Origin of the sequence: Halobacteriovorax sp. JY17 (assembly GCF_002753895.1) — a bacterium.
Classification (GTDB): domain Bacteria; phylum Bdellovibrionota; class Bacteriovoracia; order Bacteriovoracales; family Bacteriovoracaceae; genus Halobacteriovorax.
In genome coordinates this window covers 82,057-100,959 of record NZ_NJER01000002.1, presented here as the reverse complement: position 1 = coordinate 100,959, position 18,903 = coordinate 82,057, and the positions used below count along the sequence as shown (strand labels likewise).

Below are 18,903 nucleotides of genomic sequence, written 5' to 3'. Positions count from 1 at the left end.
TCCGTTATAATTAATCCATGAATCAACCCTTAGATATTACCTTGATGGTTATCATCATTCTTCTTCTCGTTCTTATTATTGTTTTAGCGATAATTGCAGGATTAGTTTTTATAAATTACCTAAAAGGGCAAAACACAAAAGCAGAAAAACAAACGATAGAAAAAACTATCGACCCTGTGAGTGCTCCAGGGACTGGTATTTGTAAAAATCATGAAAATCAACACTCCGTCGGTATTTGCGCTATCTGTGAAGAAGAATTTTGTGTTAATTGTTTAAAGCAAATCGATAAGGTTAATCTCTGCCCAGAACATTTCAATACCTTTGCTGATAATATTTGGCACCCAATAACAAATCAAAGAACTACTCCCGATGAACCTGAGCATGGTGTTTATATTTATAAATTTAAGCAACACCTATGGAAGGACAAAGGTGTTCCAAGCTACATTATTAATGAATATAAAATCCAAGTTGAAAATGACCATATTGAAACTTACGTTCAACTACATGTAAAAGAAGGTGATCGTGACACTCTCACCAAACAAATCGAAGAATTTAAAGGAAATCTAAGAGATGACAAATGATAACCTAAAGAATGCCATTGACGAGATAATGAATAAGAATAAAGTCAATGCCCCAAAGAGATCCTTTGATGATAAGAAAATTCTTCAGTATGAAGCTGATCTTCTAAGTGCGAATGTAAAGATTGATCACGTAGTATCAATTGCAGAACTAATCCCCGGAGAGGAATCCACTCCCTTTGGAAGCGGAGATTTCACAAGGGCAGACTACGCGCTTAGTTGGCAGAATTGGCAAGAGAAGGGACACCGTTTCGTACTTACAAATATCAAACATAGTAATTCGAAGCTTCTCATTGAGTGTCCCGAAAAATTTAAAAAAGATACGATTATTATTCTACCTGACTTTATTGAAAACCTAGCATCTAGAGCTTCTGAAATTTTAAAGGGATAGTTTTTAAAGACGCCTATAACGAATTATAGACGTCTTAATATTATTGAGTTGGGGGGCAACTCAATTAGTATTCTGCGTTCTTGTGTGAGTTTCCTTCATCTTTTCTTAGAAATGATGGAGTATCTAGCTCATCTTCATCAAAATTAATGAATCCAAGTTTTTCAGCAATAGACTTTGCTCTATTTGTTGATGCTGCTTCTTGGTGACTTCTTTGTTGAGCCGCTTGTTGTGGCTGTTCAACCTTTGTTGTCTCATATCTTGCTGCTGCATCTTTAATTGACTGTGCAAGAGTACCTTGTTGAGTTTCTTCACTTGCTCTATGTGTAGGCTCTTCATTCCAAGATTTTTCCTCTCTCCAAGTTTGCACTTCTTCAACAGGAGTTGATTTTACAAATTCTCTTGTATCAACATGTTGAGTGGGTTGTGTCCAGCTTTGTTCTTGAGTTTGTCTCGGAACTTCTGCAACAACTTCTTCTCTCGCCACTTGAGCTACCTCTTCTTGTCTCCAAGAATTTGGTGTCTCTTGTGGTCTTTGAGCTGGCCTTAACTTTTCGACCATTTGTTCTGTTCTATTCTGCGGAAGTGCTGCGACTTTTTCTAGACCACCAAGCCCTGTTGCAACAACAGTAATCTTGATATTATCTTCCATAGTATCATCGATAACTGTACCAAAAATGATTTCAGCATCATCATCAGCTGCTTCCATAATAAGTGTTACCGCTTCATTTGTTTCGTGCATTGTAAGTGAAGCATTACCAGTAATGTTGATAATAATTCCAGTTGCACCATTAATTGAGATGTCTTCAAGTAAAGGAGAACTAATTGCTTCAGTTGCTGCCTTGATCGCTCTATCTGGACCTGAACATAGCCCAGTACCCATTAGTGCAAGACCTTTGTTTGCCATAACTGTTTTAACGTCGGCAAAGTCAGCATTAATATGACCTGTTGTATTGATTAGATCTGAAATACCTCTAACAGCATTCAAAAGAACTTCATCGGCCTTCTTAAAAGTATCTACTAGAGATAGACTCTCTCCTGCCATATAGAGAAGTCTTTGATTAGGAATTGTTATTAGTGAATCTACATTCTCTTCTAATACTTGAATACCTGCGTCTGCTTGACGAAATCTCTTCTTACCTTCGAAGAGAAATGGCTTCGTTACAACTCCAACAGTTAGCGCTCCTAGCTCTTTTGCTAATTTTGCAATTACAGGAGCAGCTCCCGTACCTGTTCCACCACCCATTCCAGCAGTGATGAAAACCATGTCAGAGTCTTGAAGAATCTCACTTAGTTTTTCGTACTCATCCATTGCAGCTTTGCGACCTACTTCTGGGTTCGCACCTGCTCCAAGACCTTTAGTAATTTCAGCACCAAGCTGAATTTTTGTTGGAGCTAAGTTAGCATTTAATGCTTGTTGATCAGTATTTGCTACAATGTATTCAACACCAGTAAGACCGGCCTTAATCATTGTATTAACAGCGTTACATCCGCCGCCACCAACACCAACTACTCTAATTTTTGCACCATCAGTTACGATTGTTTTTTCTTCTGTCATCTCAAACATGAGAGCCCCCTAATTAAAAAATTTCTTTAAAAACGGACTTTAGGGAATCACTAAATTTCCCAATCAAATCCATTTGATTGTTATTATCATTATCAACTGCAACACCCTGATCCTTTCTATTTGACTCAATCAAAAGACCGAGAACAGTAGAAAATTTTGGATTTTGCATTATATTTGTCATTCCGCCAAAAGGTGCTGGATATCCAATCTTAGTTGGACGCTCAATGATATACTCACCAAGTTCTGCAACACCTTTAATAAGAGCTCCACCACCAGTTAGAACAATTCCACCAGTGATCTCATTACCTAAATTCTTGTCAGCAATAATATTTCTTATGATTTGAAATAACTCTTCTGCTCTTGCTCCAAGAACATCAGCTATTAAACTCAACTGAACTTCTCTTGGTTTGGTTCCACTTAAACCTTGAGCTGTAATATGGGCCGACTGATTTAATTGCTCCGCTAAAACACATCCGTGATTTATTTTAATTCTCTCTGCTTCCGCATGAGGAATCTTAAGTGCAATTGCCAAGTCATTTGTAAAATGATTTCCACCGACAGGAATAATTTGAGAATGAATTAAACTTCCCTCTTTCCAAATAGCGATATCAGTTGTTCCTCCACCGATATCAACTAGAATTACCCCCATCTCTCTTTCTTCAAGAGAGAGAACAGATTCTGAAGAAGCAATTGGTTGAAGTGTTACCCTATTGGCAATAACTCCTGCTTGCTCAACACACTTAACTAAGTTTTGAATAAGCGGAATAGAACCAGTAACAATATGAACGTGAACTTCAAGACGAACTCCACACATCCCAACAGGATCTTTAATCCCATTAGTATTATCAACTCTAAACTCTTGAGGAATAACGTGAAGAACTTCTCTATCAGAAGGAATAACTACGGCCTTAGCCGCTTCTAGTACTCTATCAACATCAGCGGGAGTAATTTCTTTTCCCTTAATTGCAACAACACCAGAACTATTGAAGCTATAAATATGACTTCCAGCAATTCCAATTGTTGCGCTACTGATATTTACACCGGCCATGAGCTTTGCTTCTTCAAGCGAACTGTGAATAGAGCGGACTGTCTTATCAATATTAACGACAGAGCCTTTCTTCAACCCGTGACTAGGATGAGTACCAATTCCAATAATTTCTAATTCTGAATCAGGACCTTGCACACCGACAATGGTGCAAACTTTTGTTGTGCCAACATCTAGGCCGACTATGATATTTTTTTCGTTCATGAGATTCCTTTCTCACTGGTTTTTCAATCAATCCGTTGATTAAGCCTGTTTTTTAAAACAGGGTGTTATGAAAATTTTAGAATTTGTCGTTAAACTTGACAACAACTTTTTTTGAATTTGTAAGATTTATAATTGCAGGAATTTTCTTCTTTAATTCCATGTAGTTAACTATCTTGGCCAACTTAGTCATTTTTAAGGCCCATTCGTCAGGTCCCATGAAAACGCTTGAAGGATGATTATTTAGAGAAAGAATTATTGTAAGCTCTTTATCATCATTGATAATGACCTCTGCGAGTTTTTTTCTAAAACTAAGAGGCATGCCTGCAACAAGTGTTGTAATGTCTTTTTGAATTTTCTCATCCATATCTCCAACCGGGAGGGCCAAGAAAGGAAGATCGTAATTTAATTTATCTTCTGTTCTGAGTAGAACTTCATAAGTTGGATCAAATAATTTTCCATTATCAACAAGAATCGCTTCGTATGACTCAAGCCCACCTTCTTTATAGATTTGAACCTTCATCAAAGGCTCAGGACACTCATAGGTAAAATGAAGGTATTTCTTTAAAGGATCATACTTAATTTTATAAGAAGAAATGAAATGTTTTTCATCTAGCTTATCTTTAACAATTTTAGTTTTAACATCTTTTAAAGATTTGTTTTTTTCAAATGATTTTATTAATTGAAGAGTTAAAGTTCCCGCCGCTCTAGAAGGACAACGGCCAAAGGATGTTCTATATTTAACTTCTTGACGTTTATCAACCCCTAAAGACGTAACACCTTCTTCAACCATGAACACAAGCAGTAGTATTACAGGAGTGATGAGAAGAAATCTTAATTTAGTTGAACTCTTAATCATTTATTGCCCTAAAGTTTTACTTCTGTTTCAAATTCTACACCGTATTGAAGCAAAAGCTCATCCTTGATTATATTTATTAGAGCTACGACATCTTTATGAGAAGAAGAATCTGTGTTTTCCATAAAGTTGGCATGCTTTGGACTTATCCTCATTCCATTATAAGTAAGTCCCTTTAGACCCATTATATCAATAAATTTTCCGGCCAGGCAAGTTCTCTTATTTTTGTTATTTTTAAAAACACAACCGCAAGTCCACTCTTTAAGGGGCTGAGTGCGGTTTCGAAGTTCTAAGTACTCTTTAATTTGTTTAGAAACACTTTCATCTACCCCAAAGTGCTTCATTTCAATCTGATAAATAAAATCTCCGTCATTTAAAAAATTTTGCTTTCTATAGCTAAATGACCCCTCATCCATAGTGACAATTCTCTCTTCGCCATTCTTATCAATAAGAAAAACTCTTTTGATTAAAGGACCAATTTCACCTAGGTTTGTTCCCGCATTCATAAAAACAGCACCACCAAGTGTGGCAGGAATTCCTGTAAAAGACTCCCATCCTCTTAGGCCATTTTTAACAGCATGAGAGGAAAGAACACTTAATGTCACTGATGCTGGAAGTATATAAAGGTCGCGAACTTCTTGAAGATAAGACTTATCAAAAGGTAGCGCCAATTTAATATATGGAATGTCACTCGTTTCAGAAAGAAGCTGATTTGCTCCCATTCCGAGAACTCTATATTTTATCGAATTCCTAGTCAATGCCACTAGGGTAGATCTAAGAGCATCAACACTTCTCACAGTAATGAGATCACCTCTACACTTGAGCCTCATTGTACTAAACTTTGTCAGATCTTTATTAGACTCGTATTCAGCACCATCAATATTAGAAATTTTCTCTTCAATATTCATTAGTTATTAGTTTTCTCTCTAATAATTCGACCAATTGATCCCGCACCTAAAGTGACGAAAGTTACATTTTCTTTTCTATACTTTTCAATTATAGAACTTATGTTCTCAACAGAATCTAACTTTTGTACCAACTCTGGATGAAGTTTATTAATATCTGCAATGAGACGATCACTTTCAATTCCAGTAATTGGTTTCTCACTCGCTGGATATATAGGCGAGATATAAACTGTGTCTGCTGAGTTAAAACAATGCAAGAAGGAATCCCAACAGTCTCTAGTTCTACTATATCTATGAGGCTCAAAAACAACGACAATTTTCTTATCAGGTCTTGTTTCTTTCATCGCTTTCAAAGTGACATCTATCTCTGTTGGGTGGTGGGCATAGTCATCTATAATTTCAAAGTTATCTTCTTTTAAAAGCGTTTGAAACCTTCTTCCTACACCATCAAATTTTATAATTGAACTGGCAATATCTTTAAACGGAACTCCCATATTATAGGCGAGAGCAATTGCTCCTAGAGAATTTAAAATATTATGTTTACCTGGAATTGTGATTTTTATTTCTATCTGTTTTTTTCCGTCATAGAAGAGATCATATGTTGCAAAGTTTCCGTCATAACAAATATTTCTCGCTTCAAAGTCGGCCTTTATTTCAACACCAAAAGTTACCCAAGGCTTCTTAACATCTTTTGTAAGTGCCATTAACCTTTCGTCATGGGCATTTAGAGCCGTTAGTCCATAGAATGGAACTTTATTAATAAACTCTGTAAAAGATTCTAGTAGTGTTGCTTCGTCACCGTAGTGATCCATGTGATCGTTATCGATATTTGTGACAACAGACATAATTGGGTTTAACAAGAGAAAAGACCCATCCGATTCATCTGCTTCGGCCACAAGGAATTCACCTTTACCAACCTTAGCGTGTCCATCTAGATTTTTTACAATTCCACCTATGATATACGTTGGATCATATTTGCTTTCTTGTAGAATTGTTGCAAGAAAACTTGTTGTCGTTGTTTTTCCATGAGTTCCAGCAATTGCGAGACCTTTCTTAAGCCTCATAAGCTCTGCTAGCATTTCAGCTCTTCTCATTATTGGTAAGCGTTTCGCTTTTGCCGTTATTACTTCTGGATTAGTATCATCAATAGCAGATGAGTAAACCATCACAGTTGCATCTGTTACATTCTCAGACTTATGACCAATAAAAACTTCAGCACCTAAGCCTCTGAGTTTTGCAACAGTTGCAGATTCAGAAATATCAGAACCAGAAACTTTATAGCCAAGAGACAGGAGAACCTCGGCAATTCCACTCATGCCGATACCACCAATTCCAATAAAATGAACTTTAATATCCTTTAAAGGATTAAACATAATTTCTCCAACTTTAACTCTTCACGAGGTATGTTAGATCATGCCTGATTTCTTAGGTTTTGAAAACTAGATGTGTTTGTTGAATGTGAATTTGTACCTGCACTAGAAGCTACTCCTCCAGTATGTTCACGGTAAGAACGCAACACAGCAAAAAATAGACCTATACCAAAGAGATTACTCATCAAAGACGAGCCACCATAACTAATAAATGGAAGATTTAATCCCTTTGTTGGTAGAAGACCAAGAACAACTCCCATATTTAGAGCACTTTGAATTCCTACTACAAATATTACAGAGGCCATGAGAAGAGATCCTTCTCTTAACTTAACTTTCATTGCGAGAGAAAAACCAAAGAAGATAATACTTATAAAAAGTAGTGCCAGTGCTGTAACCCCAACAAAACCAAATTCTTCACCTATAACTGAAAAAATAAAATCGTTGTGCGCTTCTGGTAAGTAGAATAATTTCTCAATACTATTACCTGGACCTGTTCCAAAGAACCCACCATTTGCAAAACCAATCCAAGATTGAATAATCTGAAACCCAGACCCCTGAGCATTCTCCCAAGGATTTAAAAAGGCCATCAACCTCTTTACTCTATATGGGGCAGAGATAAGTACAGCTCCTCCCATAACAAGACCTACAACAAAGGCTGAATAGAAGTATTTACGAGGGAAAGAAGATAAGAAACACACAAAGCTCATAGCGAAGAAACAAATTGAGAATGTCCCAAAGTCTGGTTGTAAAATGAGAAGAACAAAGGGAAGTCCCATACAAACGCTATAATTTATCTTTTTATTTCTATCGAATTCTTGAAATTTTTCAAAGAACACAATTGAAACCAGAATAATTGTATACTTTACAAATTCACCAGGCTGTAAAGTAAAACCACCAACACGAAGCCATCTATTCGCTCCCTTTACGACTGTTTTAAAACCTGGAATAAATGTTAATGTTAGCAAGAAACAGGCTGCATAATTTATATGTAAGGCAAACTTTAGCCAGAATTTATACTTTGTTTTTGAAACAACAAAAGCAATTCCTAAAGAGAACGCAACAAACATTAATTGTTTTATAAAGAAATAACCTGAGTTACCAAATTTCTCTTTGGCGTACATATAACTTGCCGAGTAGACCATGATCACACCAATAACAATTAGTGTACCAAGTGAGAATTTTAAATATTTGGAAAGCTTATCTATCCGTGACAAGTCAATGTTCATATATTTATTTTAAAGGGGTTCTGTATTCGGTGCAAGGATAATAAAAAAAAAGGGAGCCGAAGCTCCCTAATTTCTATAATTGATATACTAATTTTTTAAAGTAACTTCCACGCTCTTCATAGTCTCTGAAGAAATCAGACGCTTCATTCCCAGGAGATAGTAGTATAACATCTCCCGTTCTTGATTTTTGATAAGCAAGAAGAATTGATTCCTCAAAAGATCCGACAATAAAAGTTTGCGTATGCTCTTGAAGTGCCCTATTCATTCTTTCTTTACTCTCACCAACTAGAACAACAACTCTAGTGTGCTCAATAATATCTGAAGCGTATGGCTCGAAGTCAAAGTCTTCGACATCTTTACCACCTGCGATTAGGATAACCTGCTTCTTAAATGCTTTAATTGAAGTACAAAGGTCCTTCATATTTTCAGCTTTTGAATCATTATAAAAATCAACACCGTTCTTTTCCATTAAGAATTCAAGTCTATGAGGGATCCCTGGAAATTTTGTAATACAAGTTTGAATAGATTTGTCTGAAACTTCTAGGGCCTTACAAGCAGTGATTGCCGCAAGTAAGTTCTCTCTATTATTTTGACCAACAATTCTCATTTGATTTACTTTAAACTCAGAATGATAATTTATATTTGAGTGAATTCTTCTATCGTGAAAATGTGTACCTTGAATCTCATTAATCACACCCATCGTTACGAATGACTTTCTTGAATACCAATAAGTCTGGCAATTCGCATTTCTAAAGAAAGTGTTATTTGCAAGCTGATCAAAGTTAACAACAAGAGTATCATCTGGTGATAGAGTTTTAATAATACTTAGCTTCGTCTCAATATACTCACCAACAGAATTAAAATGTTTTTCTGGATAGTTTTCTGAAATATTAGTGAATACAACTAGTCGTGGGTGAAAGTTTGTAAGCTTTCTCATCTGAATAGAAGATACCTCTACTACTACGTAATCAATTTCATCTTTATTTGGAAGCATTGAATACTCAATGAATGAACTTTCAGAAGTTCCACCAATAAAGACATTCTTTCCATCTAGCTTAAGCGTATAACCAATCATATGCGCAACAGTTGTTCTACCTTGGCTTCCACAGACTGCAATAATTGGCTTTCTACAAAGAATATTTCCAAGTGCAAACTCAGAGTAAACTTCTTTTCCGTTTTGACGAGCAAGCTCAAGTTGAGGAAGCTCAGGGTTTACTGCTGAACAATAAACAATAACATCCGCTTCTAAGAAGTCGTCCTCTCTATGCTCTCCAAAAGTCATTTGAGGAGCTGGTTGAATTTTCTTAAGTTTTTTAACTGCTTTATTTAAATCAAAGATTGGCTTTATGTCTGTAACTTTAATGTCACATCCAACTTTGTTGAAAAAATGAATAAGCGTAAAGCCTGTTTTTCCAATGCCAACAATGAGGATCTTTTTACCTTGAAAACGTTCCATCTATTTACCTCATCTTCAATGTTGCTATTGCAAACATTGCTAGAAAAATACTAATAATCCAAAATCTTACTATCACTTTTGGTTCCGGCCATCCCTTTAATTCAAAGTGATGATGTATTGGAGCCATTTTAAAAATTCTCTTCTTCCTCATTTTGTATGAAGCTACTTGTAAGATTACAGAGACTGCTTCGATGACAAAAATTCCACCAATTATTACGAATAAGACTTCACTCTTCGTTAGAACCGCAACGATTCCTAGGGTTCCCCCAAGACTCAACGAACCAACATCACCCATAAAAATTTGCGCTGGATAAGAGTTGTACCATAGAAAGCCTACACCGGCACCTATTATGGCCGCAGAAATAACCATCAATTCGCCAATATCTTCAACGTAGGGAATATAGAGATATCCTGCAATTTCTCTGTGACCTGCCGCATAAGCAATAATCCCCAAACTAGCAGCACTGGTGATTATTGGACCAATTGCTAGGCCATCTAATCCATCTGTTAGATTCACGGCGTTGCTCGAACCAACTACGACAACACCAATAAAGAGAATATAGTACCAACCGAGGTCTAATACCGGCCCCTTCACAAAAGGAAGATAAAGACTTGTATCAATCACTCCTCTAGAAATTAAGAAGTAACCAGCGATCAAAGCTGTTGCAAATTGCCACAAGAGCTTTCCTTTGGCAGAAATTCCATCAGAGTTCTTTTTCATTACTTTTAAATAATCATCAAAAAAACCAAGAACAAAATAGGATAGTGTTACGCTAAGAGTCGTTAAGACTGGGATCGACATGAAGTTAGCACAAAAGGCCATCGACAACATAATAGTTCCAATAATTAGAACTCCACCCATTGTAGGTGTTCCAGCTTTCTTTAAATGACTCTGCGGGCCATCATCTCGAACAACTTGTCCAAACTGCTTGCGCTTCATAAAATTAATGAAGAATCGCCCCCAAATAATTGAAACAATTGTCGCAATTAAAAAAGCCGCAAATGTACGAAACGTAATATATCTAAAGATATTAAAAGCTGAAATATCCTGACTCAGAGGATATAAAAAATGATAGAGCATAAGTCTTCCATGAAAAGGTGAGTCTAAACTATGTTATATCTATTAGTGACTCAAGTTGTAAAGACCGACTGGCCTTAATAAATATTGCGTAACACTTTTTTGACAAATTTGGCCACGATTCTTCAAGTAAGCTCTTCTCAGGATAAACTTCTCCATCTGAGAATCCCTCTTGATAAAACTCAGAGAACCTTCCAACAAAAGCGACTTGACTAGCCCCTGCTTTTTTCAACATTGTCCCAATTCTCTTATGTTCGACCTCTGTATAGTCGCCAAGCTCATTCATATCTCCAAGAATAAATAAAGATTTCTCGAGAGCTATATTCTTCCTAGAAAGGTTTTCAATAAAAGAGTTTAGCGCAGCTTCCATTGATGTAGGATTTGCATTATAGGCATCCAAAAAGATTAATTTACCATTTTTTTGAATCCACTCGGATCTATTTAAGGCTGGAATTGTATATTCATTTGCCGCACCTAAAAAGTCTTCTGTTTGATTTGGAAATATATTCACACAAAGAAGAAGCGCACTTATTAAATTATTCAAATTATACTTTTCTTGTATATTCTTATTTCTAAGAGTTAGTGAATCTCCTACTCTTACTTCTTCTTTTAAAAATTGTGTTTTAACTTCTCCATTTGTCCCAAATTTAATTAGTTTCTGATTTGAAGGAATTCTAGAGAGATTTTGGTCATCACTATTAATTACAAATTTTGATCTATCAGTTTCATTTTTCAAAACAAAATCATACAAAGATTTCTTTTCATTAAAAATATTTTCAATACTACCAAATAATCCAATATGAGCTGCACCAACGCTTGAAATTATTCCAAACTCAGGTTCAGCAATTTTGCATAGAGTTCCTATTTCACCTAAATGATTAGAACCCATTTCTACAACCATATACTTACAGTTTTCAGGCGCGGCTAAAATCGTTAAAGGAACTCCAATATGATTGTTAAAGTTTCCTTTTGTCGCATGAACTTCATCTCCAAAGGTAGCCGTAAGTAAGTTTGTAAGCATTTCTTTAGTTGTTGTTTTTCCATTTGATCCAGTAATTCCAAAAACAAATCCATCATTACTTTTAAACTCTTTAATTCTTGCATTCGCCAATTCTTGTAACGATAAGAGAGGGGAGTCTACGCCAATAAAAACTATATCATCATAACGTTCTGACATTTCTTCCATTTTGAATAGGTTTTCTTCTGAATTTTTAAAGACTATAACTTCACAACCTTTTCCAAGAATAGGCTCCACAAAATTAAATCCATCAAAGCTTTCACCACTTAAACAGAAGAAGACTTCTTCACCAGAGTAACTTCTTGAGTCGGTAGACAACTTTACACTTTTTGAAGAGAGAGACATTTCATCATCAAATATATTTAATAACTTTAAATCAAACATTTTCTCTCTCACTGATAAACTTTAAGACTTCTTCTCTATCTGAAAAATGATGTTTCTCACCCTTCACGTCTTGATACTCTTCATGCCCTTTACCTGCAATAAGAACAACTGTTTTACTCGCTAAATCCGATAGCGAAAGACCTATGGCCTTTCTTCTATCATCTTCTCTTTTAAATTCAACGCTAATTCCTGGGACAATATTATCAATAATTTCACTAGGCACTTCACTTCGAGGATTATCAGAAGTTACGATGATACTGTCTGCATACTTTGAAACCGCTTGTCCCATCAGAGGACGTTTAAGTCTATCCCTATCCCCACCACAACCAAAGACAACTCTTAAGTTAAAGTCAGAGAAGTCAGTTTTAATTGTACTGCAAATATTATCTAGGGCATCTGGAGTATGTGCGTAATCAATAATAATAATATGATCTCCATATGAAATGGATTCAAATCTTCCAGCAGGAAGAGTCAGCTTTCTAAGAATATTTTCACTTACTTTTTTATTCGTGATTCTTTCTACAAGTCTCTTTGCAACCGCTAAATTTGCTTGATTATAGCTGGCCCTAAATCCAATATCAATGCTTTCATCAAAGAGAGGTGATACTAAGTCAACAACAACCCCTGCGTCTGCTAACTTCTCTCGCAAGTCTACCTCTGTTGAGGGGATAGTAATCTCTTTATTCTTTGTGCTATCAAGAATCTTCAATTTCGCATTAAAGTAATCTTGATAATTCTTATGGTAATCAAGATGATCCTGAGAAAAGCTAGTCCACGCTGAAAACTCCAACTCTATACTTGAAAGTCTTTTTTGTGCTAATGCATGAGAGCTCACTTCCATAAATATATACTTGTACGTATCTTGATACTTATGAATAATTTTTCTAAGTTCAAGATAACTTGGAGTTGTGCTTAGTATATCTTCTTCTAAAGTTTTTTCTAAAGATCTGATTCCAATTGTTCCAATTGAAATAGCGGGACTTCCCAGTAAACTTGACATCTGCATCGCGAGAAAGCTAACCGTTGTCTTTCCGTTAGTTCCTGTAATACCGGCAATCTTTATTTTATTCTCATTAGGGAAGAGATGATTTGCAATTTCTTCTTGTGCACTTAAAAAATTTTCATGACCGATAACCCAAATATTCGCGTCTTCAACTTCTATATTCTTAGAAAGAATTAAGTTTCTACATTTTGTTTTCTTTAATCTTTCGAGAAAGAGTGTCTTAGCATCAGAAGTATCTCCTATATGATAGAAGCATATAGAATCATCTGAGGCCGACTGTAAATTTGTTGTCGCATCTATGATTGTAGATTCAAGAGAAATGATTTCATTTTCTAAGAAAGGTTTTAAAAGGTTACTTATATCTAAATTATTCATAGCTCGGTGGTTTGTAATAAAGTCTTACTAAAGTTTCACCTTCAACTTTTACACCTACATCTGGGATTTGAGAAGATACCACTCCAATACCATTATGAATAATTCTCAGACCTAACTTCTTCGCCAATCGACTTGCTGACTTCTTATCTAGGCCTTCAAAGTTTGGAACTCCACCTTTAATGATACGAGTTGAAGAGTGTTTAATACGAACAGTATCAAAAGAGCTTGTTGTATTAAATTTCTTTTTAACTGTTAAGTTTCCGAGGTTTCTATCTTTATAAAGGATATACTGTGCAATTTTCTTAAAAACAGGTCCAGCAACTGTTCCACCGTAATAAGACTTTCCCTTCTCCGGCTTATCTACATAGACGTAAACTGTAAACTTATCCTTTGTCCCAATCGGAAAACCTAGAAAGCCTGGAATATAACCACTATATCCACCTTGTTGATCAGACCTTTGAGCTGTAGATGTTTTACCTGCAATAGTAAAGTATGGAATTCTAGCTCTTCCGCCTGTTCCATCTTCAACTGCTTGAACTAGCATTTCTTTTAATTCTCTAGACGTTTGGAAGTCTATTATTTGCGTCTTATCTTCTTCAGAAATTTCAGATTTCTCTCTTTTTAAGATTGTTGGTTTTATATAATAACCACCGTTACTAATTGCAGAGTATGCAGAAAGCATTTGAATACCTGTCGTTGCAACACCTTGACCAAAACTAATATTACTCAAACTTAAAGGTGATACATTTTCTTCATCATTGAAAATTCCTCTCGACTCACCGGCAAGTTCAATTCCCGTTTTTTCTCCAATCTTAAACTTCTTTAAAGTTTCTTTTAATTTTGGATACGTTAAGTCAAAGGCAATTTTAGTTGTTCCCACATTTGAAGAATGTTGAAGAATTTCAGTCACAGAAAGCCATTCAAACTTCTTCTTCGCTTCCGCTTCACTTATTGTATGCCCCTCAACTCTAAGCTTTCCTTGCTCGCAGTAGTAATTCGTATCTGGTCTTGCAACTTTATGTTCTAGAGCAGAAGCAATTGTTAAGGCCTTAAATGTTGAACCTGGCTCAAATGGATCAGTAATAAAAGCGAGTTTCTTATTCTTTGAAGGTGATTTATGTGGAATATTTGGATCAAAGTTTGGGTAATTACCCATTGCAAGAACTTCACCAGTCTCCGCATTCATAACTCCAAAACCACCCCTAATCGCTCCAAATTCTTCAACTGCATCTTTTAATGCTTTTTCTGCTATAGATTGAAGGTCCTTATCAATTGAAAGAACTATATCTTTAGCTCCACTACCAACTTGCGTACTTTCAAATTTTATTGGACGCCCTTTTCTATCGATTACATATTTTGTAATTTTTGGCTTTCCTCTTAATTGCTCATCAAAAGCATATTCAATTCCAGAAAGCCCTACGTTATCAATACCTACAAACCCAATTGTCTGACTCGAAAGTTCATGGTTTGGATAATATCTTTTGGCAACGGCCTCAATGTGAACACCTTTAAGTTCTTTTAGCTCTTGAACTTGATCAGATGATAATTCGATTTTTCTCGCTAAGAATGTAAACTTTTTTCTCTTTTTAATTATTGAAAGAATTTTGTCATAGGTAAGGCTAGGTACTATTTTTGAGACTTTCTTATAGGTCGAATAATCACCTTTTAAATTCTTTGGTATTGTAAAAATACTATAGGTTTGAACGTTGATCGCTAATGGATTTCCATTACGATCTAAGATATTTCCTCTTTTAGGATAAGTGGTTCTCTCCCTAAAGAATTGCTTCTTGGCTTTTGAGAGTAGCAGATCCTTGTCTACCACTTGGACAATAAATGCTTTTACAAGAATTGCTGAAAACAACCCTAGAAAAACAAAGAAAGAAATTTTAATTTTCGTTTTACTACTTTCCATAATTAAGGAATTACTATCACCTGATTTTGTTTCGGTTGTTTAAGTTCATACTTATGTGCAATTGATCTTAAATTTTTAACAGAGAGAAGACGTGCTTTCTTTGCTCTTAGCTCTTTACTTTCAAGTGCTACTTTTTCTATATCTTTATTCATATTTGTAATTTTATAATTTAGCTCAATACCTTTCATTCTAAAAAGGACAAATAGCACACCAAGAACCGACAATGTCAGCATGATAGGTAAACCTTGTGAACTTAGAAATACTTTTTTGAAAGAATCTGAAACAGAGTTCTTAATACTGTTCTTAGATCTTGATTTAGATTTTCTTTTTTTAGCAGCCATCTGCTGTCTCCTAAGCTTCCTGCTTAATAAAACAACTATTATATTTCTGGAGCATCATGCCCCTCTATCTATTTTCACCTATTTTTGAAAATTGTGCATACTTATTCTTTGATTTTTTCTCTTTTATTTTACAAATCACTCTTAGCTTTGCACTTCTAGAGCGAGGATTTTCCTCTAACTCCCCATGAGATGGGACGATCGGCTTCTTATTGTATAACTCATAAGGAATATCTCCCTGCAGAGCGTCTTTAAAGAGATTTTTTACAATTCTATCTTCTAACGAGTGAAATGTGATTATTGCCAAGCGACCATTTTCATCAAGTAAATTTATAAGACCGGGAATTACTCTCTCTAAAACATCTAATTCTTTATTAACTTTAATTCTTAAGGCCTGAAAACATTTTGTTGCTGGATTAGTTTTTCCAAATTGTAACTTCTTTGGATAGCAATCTATTATCAACTGCTCTAGTTGTTTAGTGGTTTCTATAGGGGCAATTTCTCTTTTCTCTAAAATGCTCTTAACAATTCGATGTGTAAATTTCTCTTCTCCATAACGAAAAAATATATTTTCTAAGTCTTCTTTCGAATAATTGTTAATTATATAAGCAGCTGTCTCTACTTCATCGTTATCAGAGTCCATGCGCATATCGAGAGGAGCATCAAACCTAAAAGAGAATCCTCTTTCACCTTCATCAAAATGATGACTAGAAACTCCAAGGTCTGCAATAATTCCATTGAATTTTAAGTCTGGGTGCTTATCTTTAATAAATTCTGGAAACTCTTCAAAGTTCATATCGTTTAAAAAAACATATTCTTTTAGATTTAACTCTTCAATATTTTTCAGACCATTTTTGAGAGCATCGGGATCTTGATCAACACTATAGACACGACACTTATTAACCTCAGTTGCGAGTGCGAACGTGTGCCCTCCAGCTCCAAAAGTCATGTCTGCAAAGTTTATATTTTCAAGTTGTTCACAGTTTTCACTGAGAATATCCACAACTTCTTTATTCAATACTGAGTAGTGCTTTTTATACGTCATTACGCCTTAAGTACTTTGCAAATTTCTTTTTGCTTAGAGTTCATCGCATCATCAGGGGTCATTATTGCAAAAGTATTTTCTTTTACAAAATCAAATCTATTCTCATCTAATCTCTTAAGTGCTGATTTGATAATTTTCTGCGCCGTCTGATTATTTGTTTTCATAACTTTTAAAATTTCTTCAACAGAGCAGTGCTCCTCTTCTCTCCAGCAATCATAATCCGTAACCATAGCTAATGTGGCATAGGCCATACCAGCTTCTTTAGCCAGGTAAGCCTCTGGAACGTTTGTCATACCAATAACCGTTGCTCCAAAGCTTCTATAAATATTAGATTCCGCCTTTGATGAAAACTGAGGTCCCTCGATACAAATATAGCTTCCTCCAACTTTATGATCAGCGCCTGCTTCTTTACAAGAGTCTGCTAATAATTTTTGTAAGTTAGTTTCAATCGGGCAGGCTGTCGACACATGGCCTACAATGCCTTCCCCAAAGAACGTTCTTCTTCTTCCACCTTTAGTCCAATCAATAAATTGATCAGGAAGAACCATCATTGTCGGAGGGCACTCCTCTTTCAACGATCCAACTGCAGAGACAGAAATTAAATACTCAACGCCCATAGTTTTTAGCGCATAGACATTGGCGCAATAATTAACTTCATGAGGGAGAACGTGATGATTCCGCCCGTGACGCGGTAAAAAATAAAATAATATTCCATCAATTTTAGCTTCAATTATTCTATCCGAAGGCTCTCCGAAAGGTGTTTCAATATAATGCTCTTGTATAATTTCAATACCTTCAATATTGTAAACTCCACTTCCACCAATGATTCCAATTGCTTTACTGGCCATTATTCCTCCGCGTCAAAAATATTTGACTACTCAAATTGGTTAATGACACAATTCTACTCGAGGCACATTCAATTTGGAAGTGGATTTAAACTATGTCACCAGCATTAGCTACGAAAGATACATGTATGAAATACTTTAAACAGTATCAATCATACAAAAAGCACACCAAGAACTTCTTGGAAAGTGCCACTCGTACGTCAATTCGTGATTCTATTGAAGCCGTAGAAATTTTTATAAGAGAGCCAAATATAAACACAATGGGGCAGTTGGTTAAAACACTAACAAACTCTGGAACTTGGATTTCTCACTCAACTCTTAGACATCTTCATTCACATATCGATTTCTTTAATAGAAGAAATAACTTTATCTACGATGAAGGCTTTCAAGAAATTATTAAGGCCATTGCCAATAACGATACGAGTATCTTTTCTAAGTACGATGAAGAAGCTGTTTTTGAAGCAATTTACTTAGAGCTAGATTACACTCATAAAATTTCAGAGCACAAAGCTAGATTTAATATTCCTAAGATTGACTCAACTTTAGTTTTAATTTCCGGTGTTTTTAACGAAATATTTTCTACACCAGCATTTGAAAGGGGTGCCCAACATCTCTTTAAGACAAAAGGAATTAAATACGTTGCTGCCAATGTTAACGGATCTAAATCCTCTAAACACAACTCTAAACTCTTAGCTGAACAGCTTAAGAGATATAAAGATGAAAATCCTACCGAAAAACTGTGGTTGCTATGTTTTTCAAAAGGTGGTCTTGATACTCTTCATTTCTTGAAAAATGAGAGAGAATGGGCCGAAGAAAATATTGTTGGAGTAAGCACAATTGCCTCACCAATTCTTGGCTCTGATCATTTGAAGAAGAAAATATTTAAGATGATTAATAGCGTTCACTTCTTTGAAAACACAAAGCTTTATCAATTCATCGATAAGAAAAGAGATATTATGATGAAGGAATTTCAAAAATCTCTTTCTAGTGATTACCAGTCAAGCTGGTTTCAGCGAAATCACAATGATCTTCCAAAACTTAAATTCTTTTCTGCGATTGGACTTGAGGCTGAGTGGTATGAGAGTCATATATGGATGGTTCTAACTAAGTTAATTTTTCAAAGTAGTGAAAGTAATGATGGAGTTGTAGATACGAAGAACTCTCAGTTTCCTAACTATTTCAAAGGAATAAATCTTGGAATTCTTAGAGGACATCACTTAATTGGAACAAGATCAAGCTTCTATAATCAAGAAGCTCTTCTTGAGTCTCATCTCGTAATGCTCGATTTTCTAGAAAAGAGCGGAAAGATCTAA

Annotated in this window: 17 protein-coding genes; 3 read left to right on the top strand and 14 right to left on the bottom strand. The window is 35.4% G+C overall.

Annotation, left to right across the window (positions count from 1 at the left end):
- Positions 1 to 17: 17 nt before the first annotated feature.
- Both CES88_RS08850 and CES88_RS08845 read left to right on the top strand, forming a co-directional pair.
- The gene (locus tag CES88_RS08850; protein WP_290733482.1) at positions 18 to 581 is read left to right on the top strand and encodes a hypothetical protein; all 564 of its coding nucleotides are present in this window, start codon (positions 18 to 20) and stop codon (positions 579 to 581) included.
- A complete protein-coding gene (locus CES88_RS08845) occupies positions 571 to 969 on the top strand; it encodes a hypothetical protein (protein ID WP_290733480.1) in 399 nt (132 codons plus the stop codon). The genes CES88_RS08850 and CES88_RS08845 overlap by 11 nt, the downstream gene beginning before the upstream one ends.
- A gap of 64 nt (positions 970 to 1,033) precedes the next feature.
- On the opposite strand, the gene ftsZ is transcribed toward CES88_RS08845, so the two are convergent.
- The 14 genes from ftsZ to mtnP all read right to left on the bottom strand — a co-directional run bounded on the left by ftsZ (position 1,034) and on the right by mtnP (position 17,593).
- A complete protein-coding gene (gene ftsZ / locus CES88_RS08840) occupies positions 1,034 to 2,524 on the bottom strand; it encodes a cell division protein FtsZ (protein WP_365993069.1) in 1,491 nt (496 codons plus the stop codon).
- Between the two features lie 22 nt (positions 2,525 to 2,546).
- Positions 2,547 to 3,782, bottom strand: a complete 1,236-nt coding sequence (ftsA, locus tag CES88_RS08835) for a cell division protein FtsA (RefSeq protein WP_290733476.1) — start codon at positions 3,780 to 3,782, stop codon at positions 2,547 to 2,549.
- 76 nt (positions 3,783 to 3,858) lie between these two features.
- Positions 3,859 to 4,638 (bottom strand): cell division protein FtsQ/DivIB, encoded by a 780-nt coding sequence (locus CES88_RS08830; RefSeq protein WP_290733474.1) that lies wholly within the window; start codon positions 4,636 to 4,638, stop codon positions 3,859 to 3,861.
- 8 nt (positions 4,639 to 4,646) lie between these two features.
- Positions 4,647 to 5,543 carry a UDP-N-acetylmuramate dehydrogenase gene (gene murB / locus CES88_RS08825; RefSeq protein ID WP_290733472.1) on the bottom strand — a complete coding sequence of 299 codons (897 nt, stop codon included), beginning with the start codon at positions 5,541 to 5,543 and terminating at the stop codon, positions 4,647 to 4,649.
- Entirely contained in the window at positions 5,543 to 6,913 is a 1,371-nt protein-coding gene (gene murC, locus CES88_RS08820) for a UDP-N-acetylmuramate--L-alanine ligase (protein ID WP_290733470.1), read from the bottom strand. Before murC ends, murB begins: the two co-directional genes overlap by 1 nt.
- Positions 6,914 to 6,951: 38 nt before the next feature.
- A complete protein-coding gene (ftsW, locus tag CES88_RS08815; protein WP_290733468.1) occupies positions 6,952 to 8,136 on the bottom strand; it encodes a putative lipid II flippase FtsW in 1,185 nt (394 codons plus the stop codon).
- A 73-nt stretch (positions 8,137 to 8,209) separates the two neighbouring features.
- Positions 8,210 to 9,592, bottom strand: a complete 1,383-nt coding sequence (murD, locus tag CES88_RS08810; protein WP_290733466.1) for a UDP-N-acetylmuramoyl-L-alanine--D-glutamate ligase — start codon at positions 9,590 to 9,592, stop codon at positions 8,210 to 8,212.
- A gap of 4 nt (positions 9,593 to 9,596) precedes the next feature.
- Positions 9,597 to 10,673: a phospho-N-acetylmuramoyl-pentapeptide-transferase gene (mraY, locus tag CES88_RS08805; RefSeq protein ID WP_290733464.1), complete on the bottom strand. Its 1,077-nt coding sequence runs from the start codon at positions 10,671 to 10,673 to the stop codon at positions 9,597 to 9,599.
- Between the two features lie 28 nt (positions 10,674 to 10,701).
- Positions 10,702 to 12,072: a UDP-N-acetylmuramoyl-tripeptide--D-alanyl-D-alanine ligase gene (gene murF, locus CES88_RS08800; RefSeq protein ID WP_290733462.1), complete on the bottom strand. Its 1,371-nt coding sequence runs from the start codon at positions 12,070 to 12,072 to the stop codon at positions 10,702 to 10,704.
- Positions 12,065 to 13,450, bottom strand: coding sequence for a UDP-N-acetylmuramoyl-L-alanyl-D-glutamate--2,6-diaminopimelate ligase (locus CES88_RS08795; RefSeq protein WP_290733460.1), 1,386 nt, complete (start codon positions 13,448 to 13,450; stop codon positions 12,065 to 12,067). Before CES88_RS08795 ends, murF begins: the two co-directional genes overlap by 8 nt.
- Positions 13,443 to 15,362, bottom strand: coding sequence for a penicillin-binding transpeptidase domain-containing protein (locus CES88_RS08790; RefSeq protein ID WP_290733458.1), 1,920 nt, complete (start codon positions 15,360 to 15,362; stop codon positions 13,443 to 13,445). The genes CES88_RS08795 and CES88_RS08790 overlap by 8 nt, the downstream gene beginning before the upstream one ends.
- A gap of 2 nt (positions 15,363 to 15,364) precedes the next feature.
- Positions 15,365 to 15,703 (bottom strand): hypothetical protein, encoded by a 339-nt coding sequence (locus CES88_RS08785; RefSeq protein ID WP_290733457.1) that lies wholly within the window; start codon positions 15,701 to 15,703, stop codon positions 15,365 to 15,367.
- A gap of 64 nt (positions 15,704 to 15,767) precedes the next feature.
- Complete coding sequence (gene rsmH, locus CES88_RS08780; protein ID WP_290733455.1) at positions 15,768 to 16,745, bottom strand: 16S rRNA (cytosine(1402)-N(4))-methyltransferase RsmH; 978 nt, start codon at positions 16,743 to 16,745, stop codon at positions 15,768 to 15,770.
- Positions 16,745 to 17,593 carry an S-methyl-5'-thioadenosine phosphorylase gene (mtnP, locus tag CES88_RS08775; RefSeq protein ID WP_290733453.1) on the bottom strand — a complete coding sequence of 283 codons (849 nt, stop codon included), beginning with the start codon at positions 17,591 to 17,593 and terminating at the stop codon, positions 16,745 to 16,747. Before mtnP ends, rsmH begins: the two co-directional genes overlap by 1 nt.
- A gap of 92 nt (positions 17,594 to 17,685) precedes the next feature.
- Between mtnP and CES88_RS08770 the strand changes: the two genes are divergently transcribed.
- Positions 17,686 to 18,903: a hypothetical protein gene (locus CES88_RS08770; RefSeq protein ID WP_290733451.1), complete on the top strand. Its 1,218-nt coding sequence runs from the start codon at positions 17,686 to 17,688 to the stop codon at positions 18,901 to 18,903.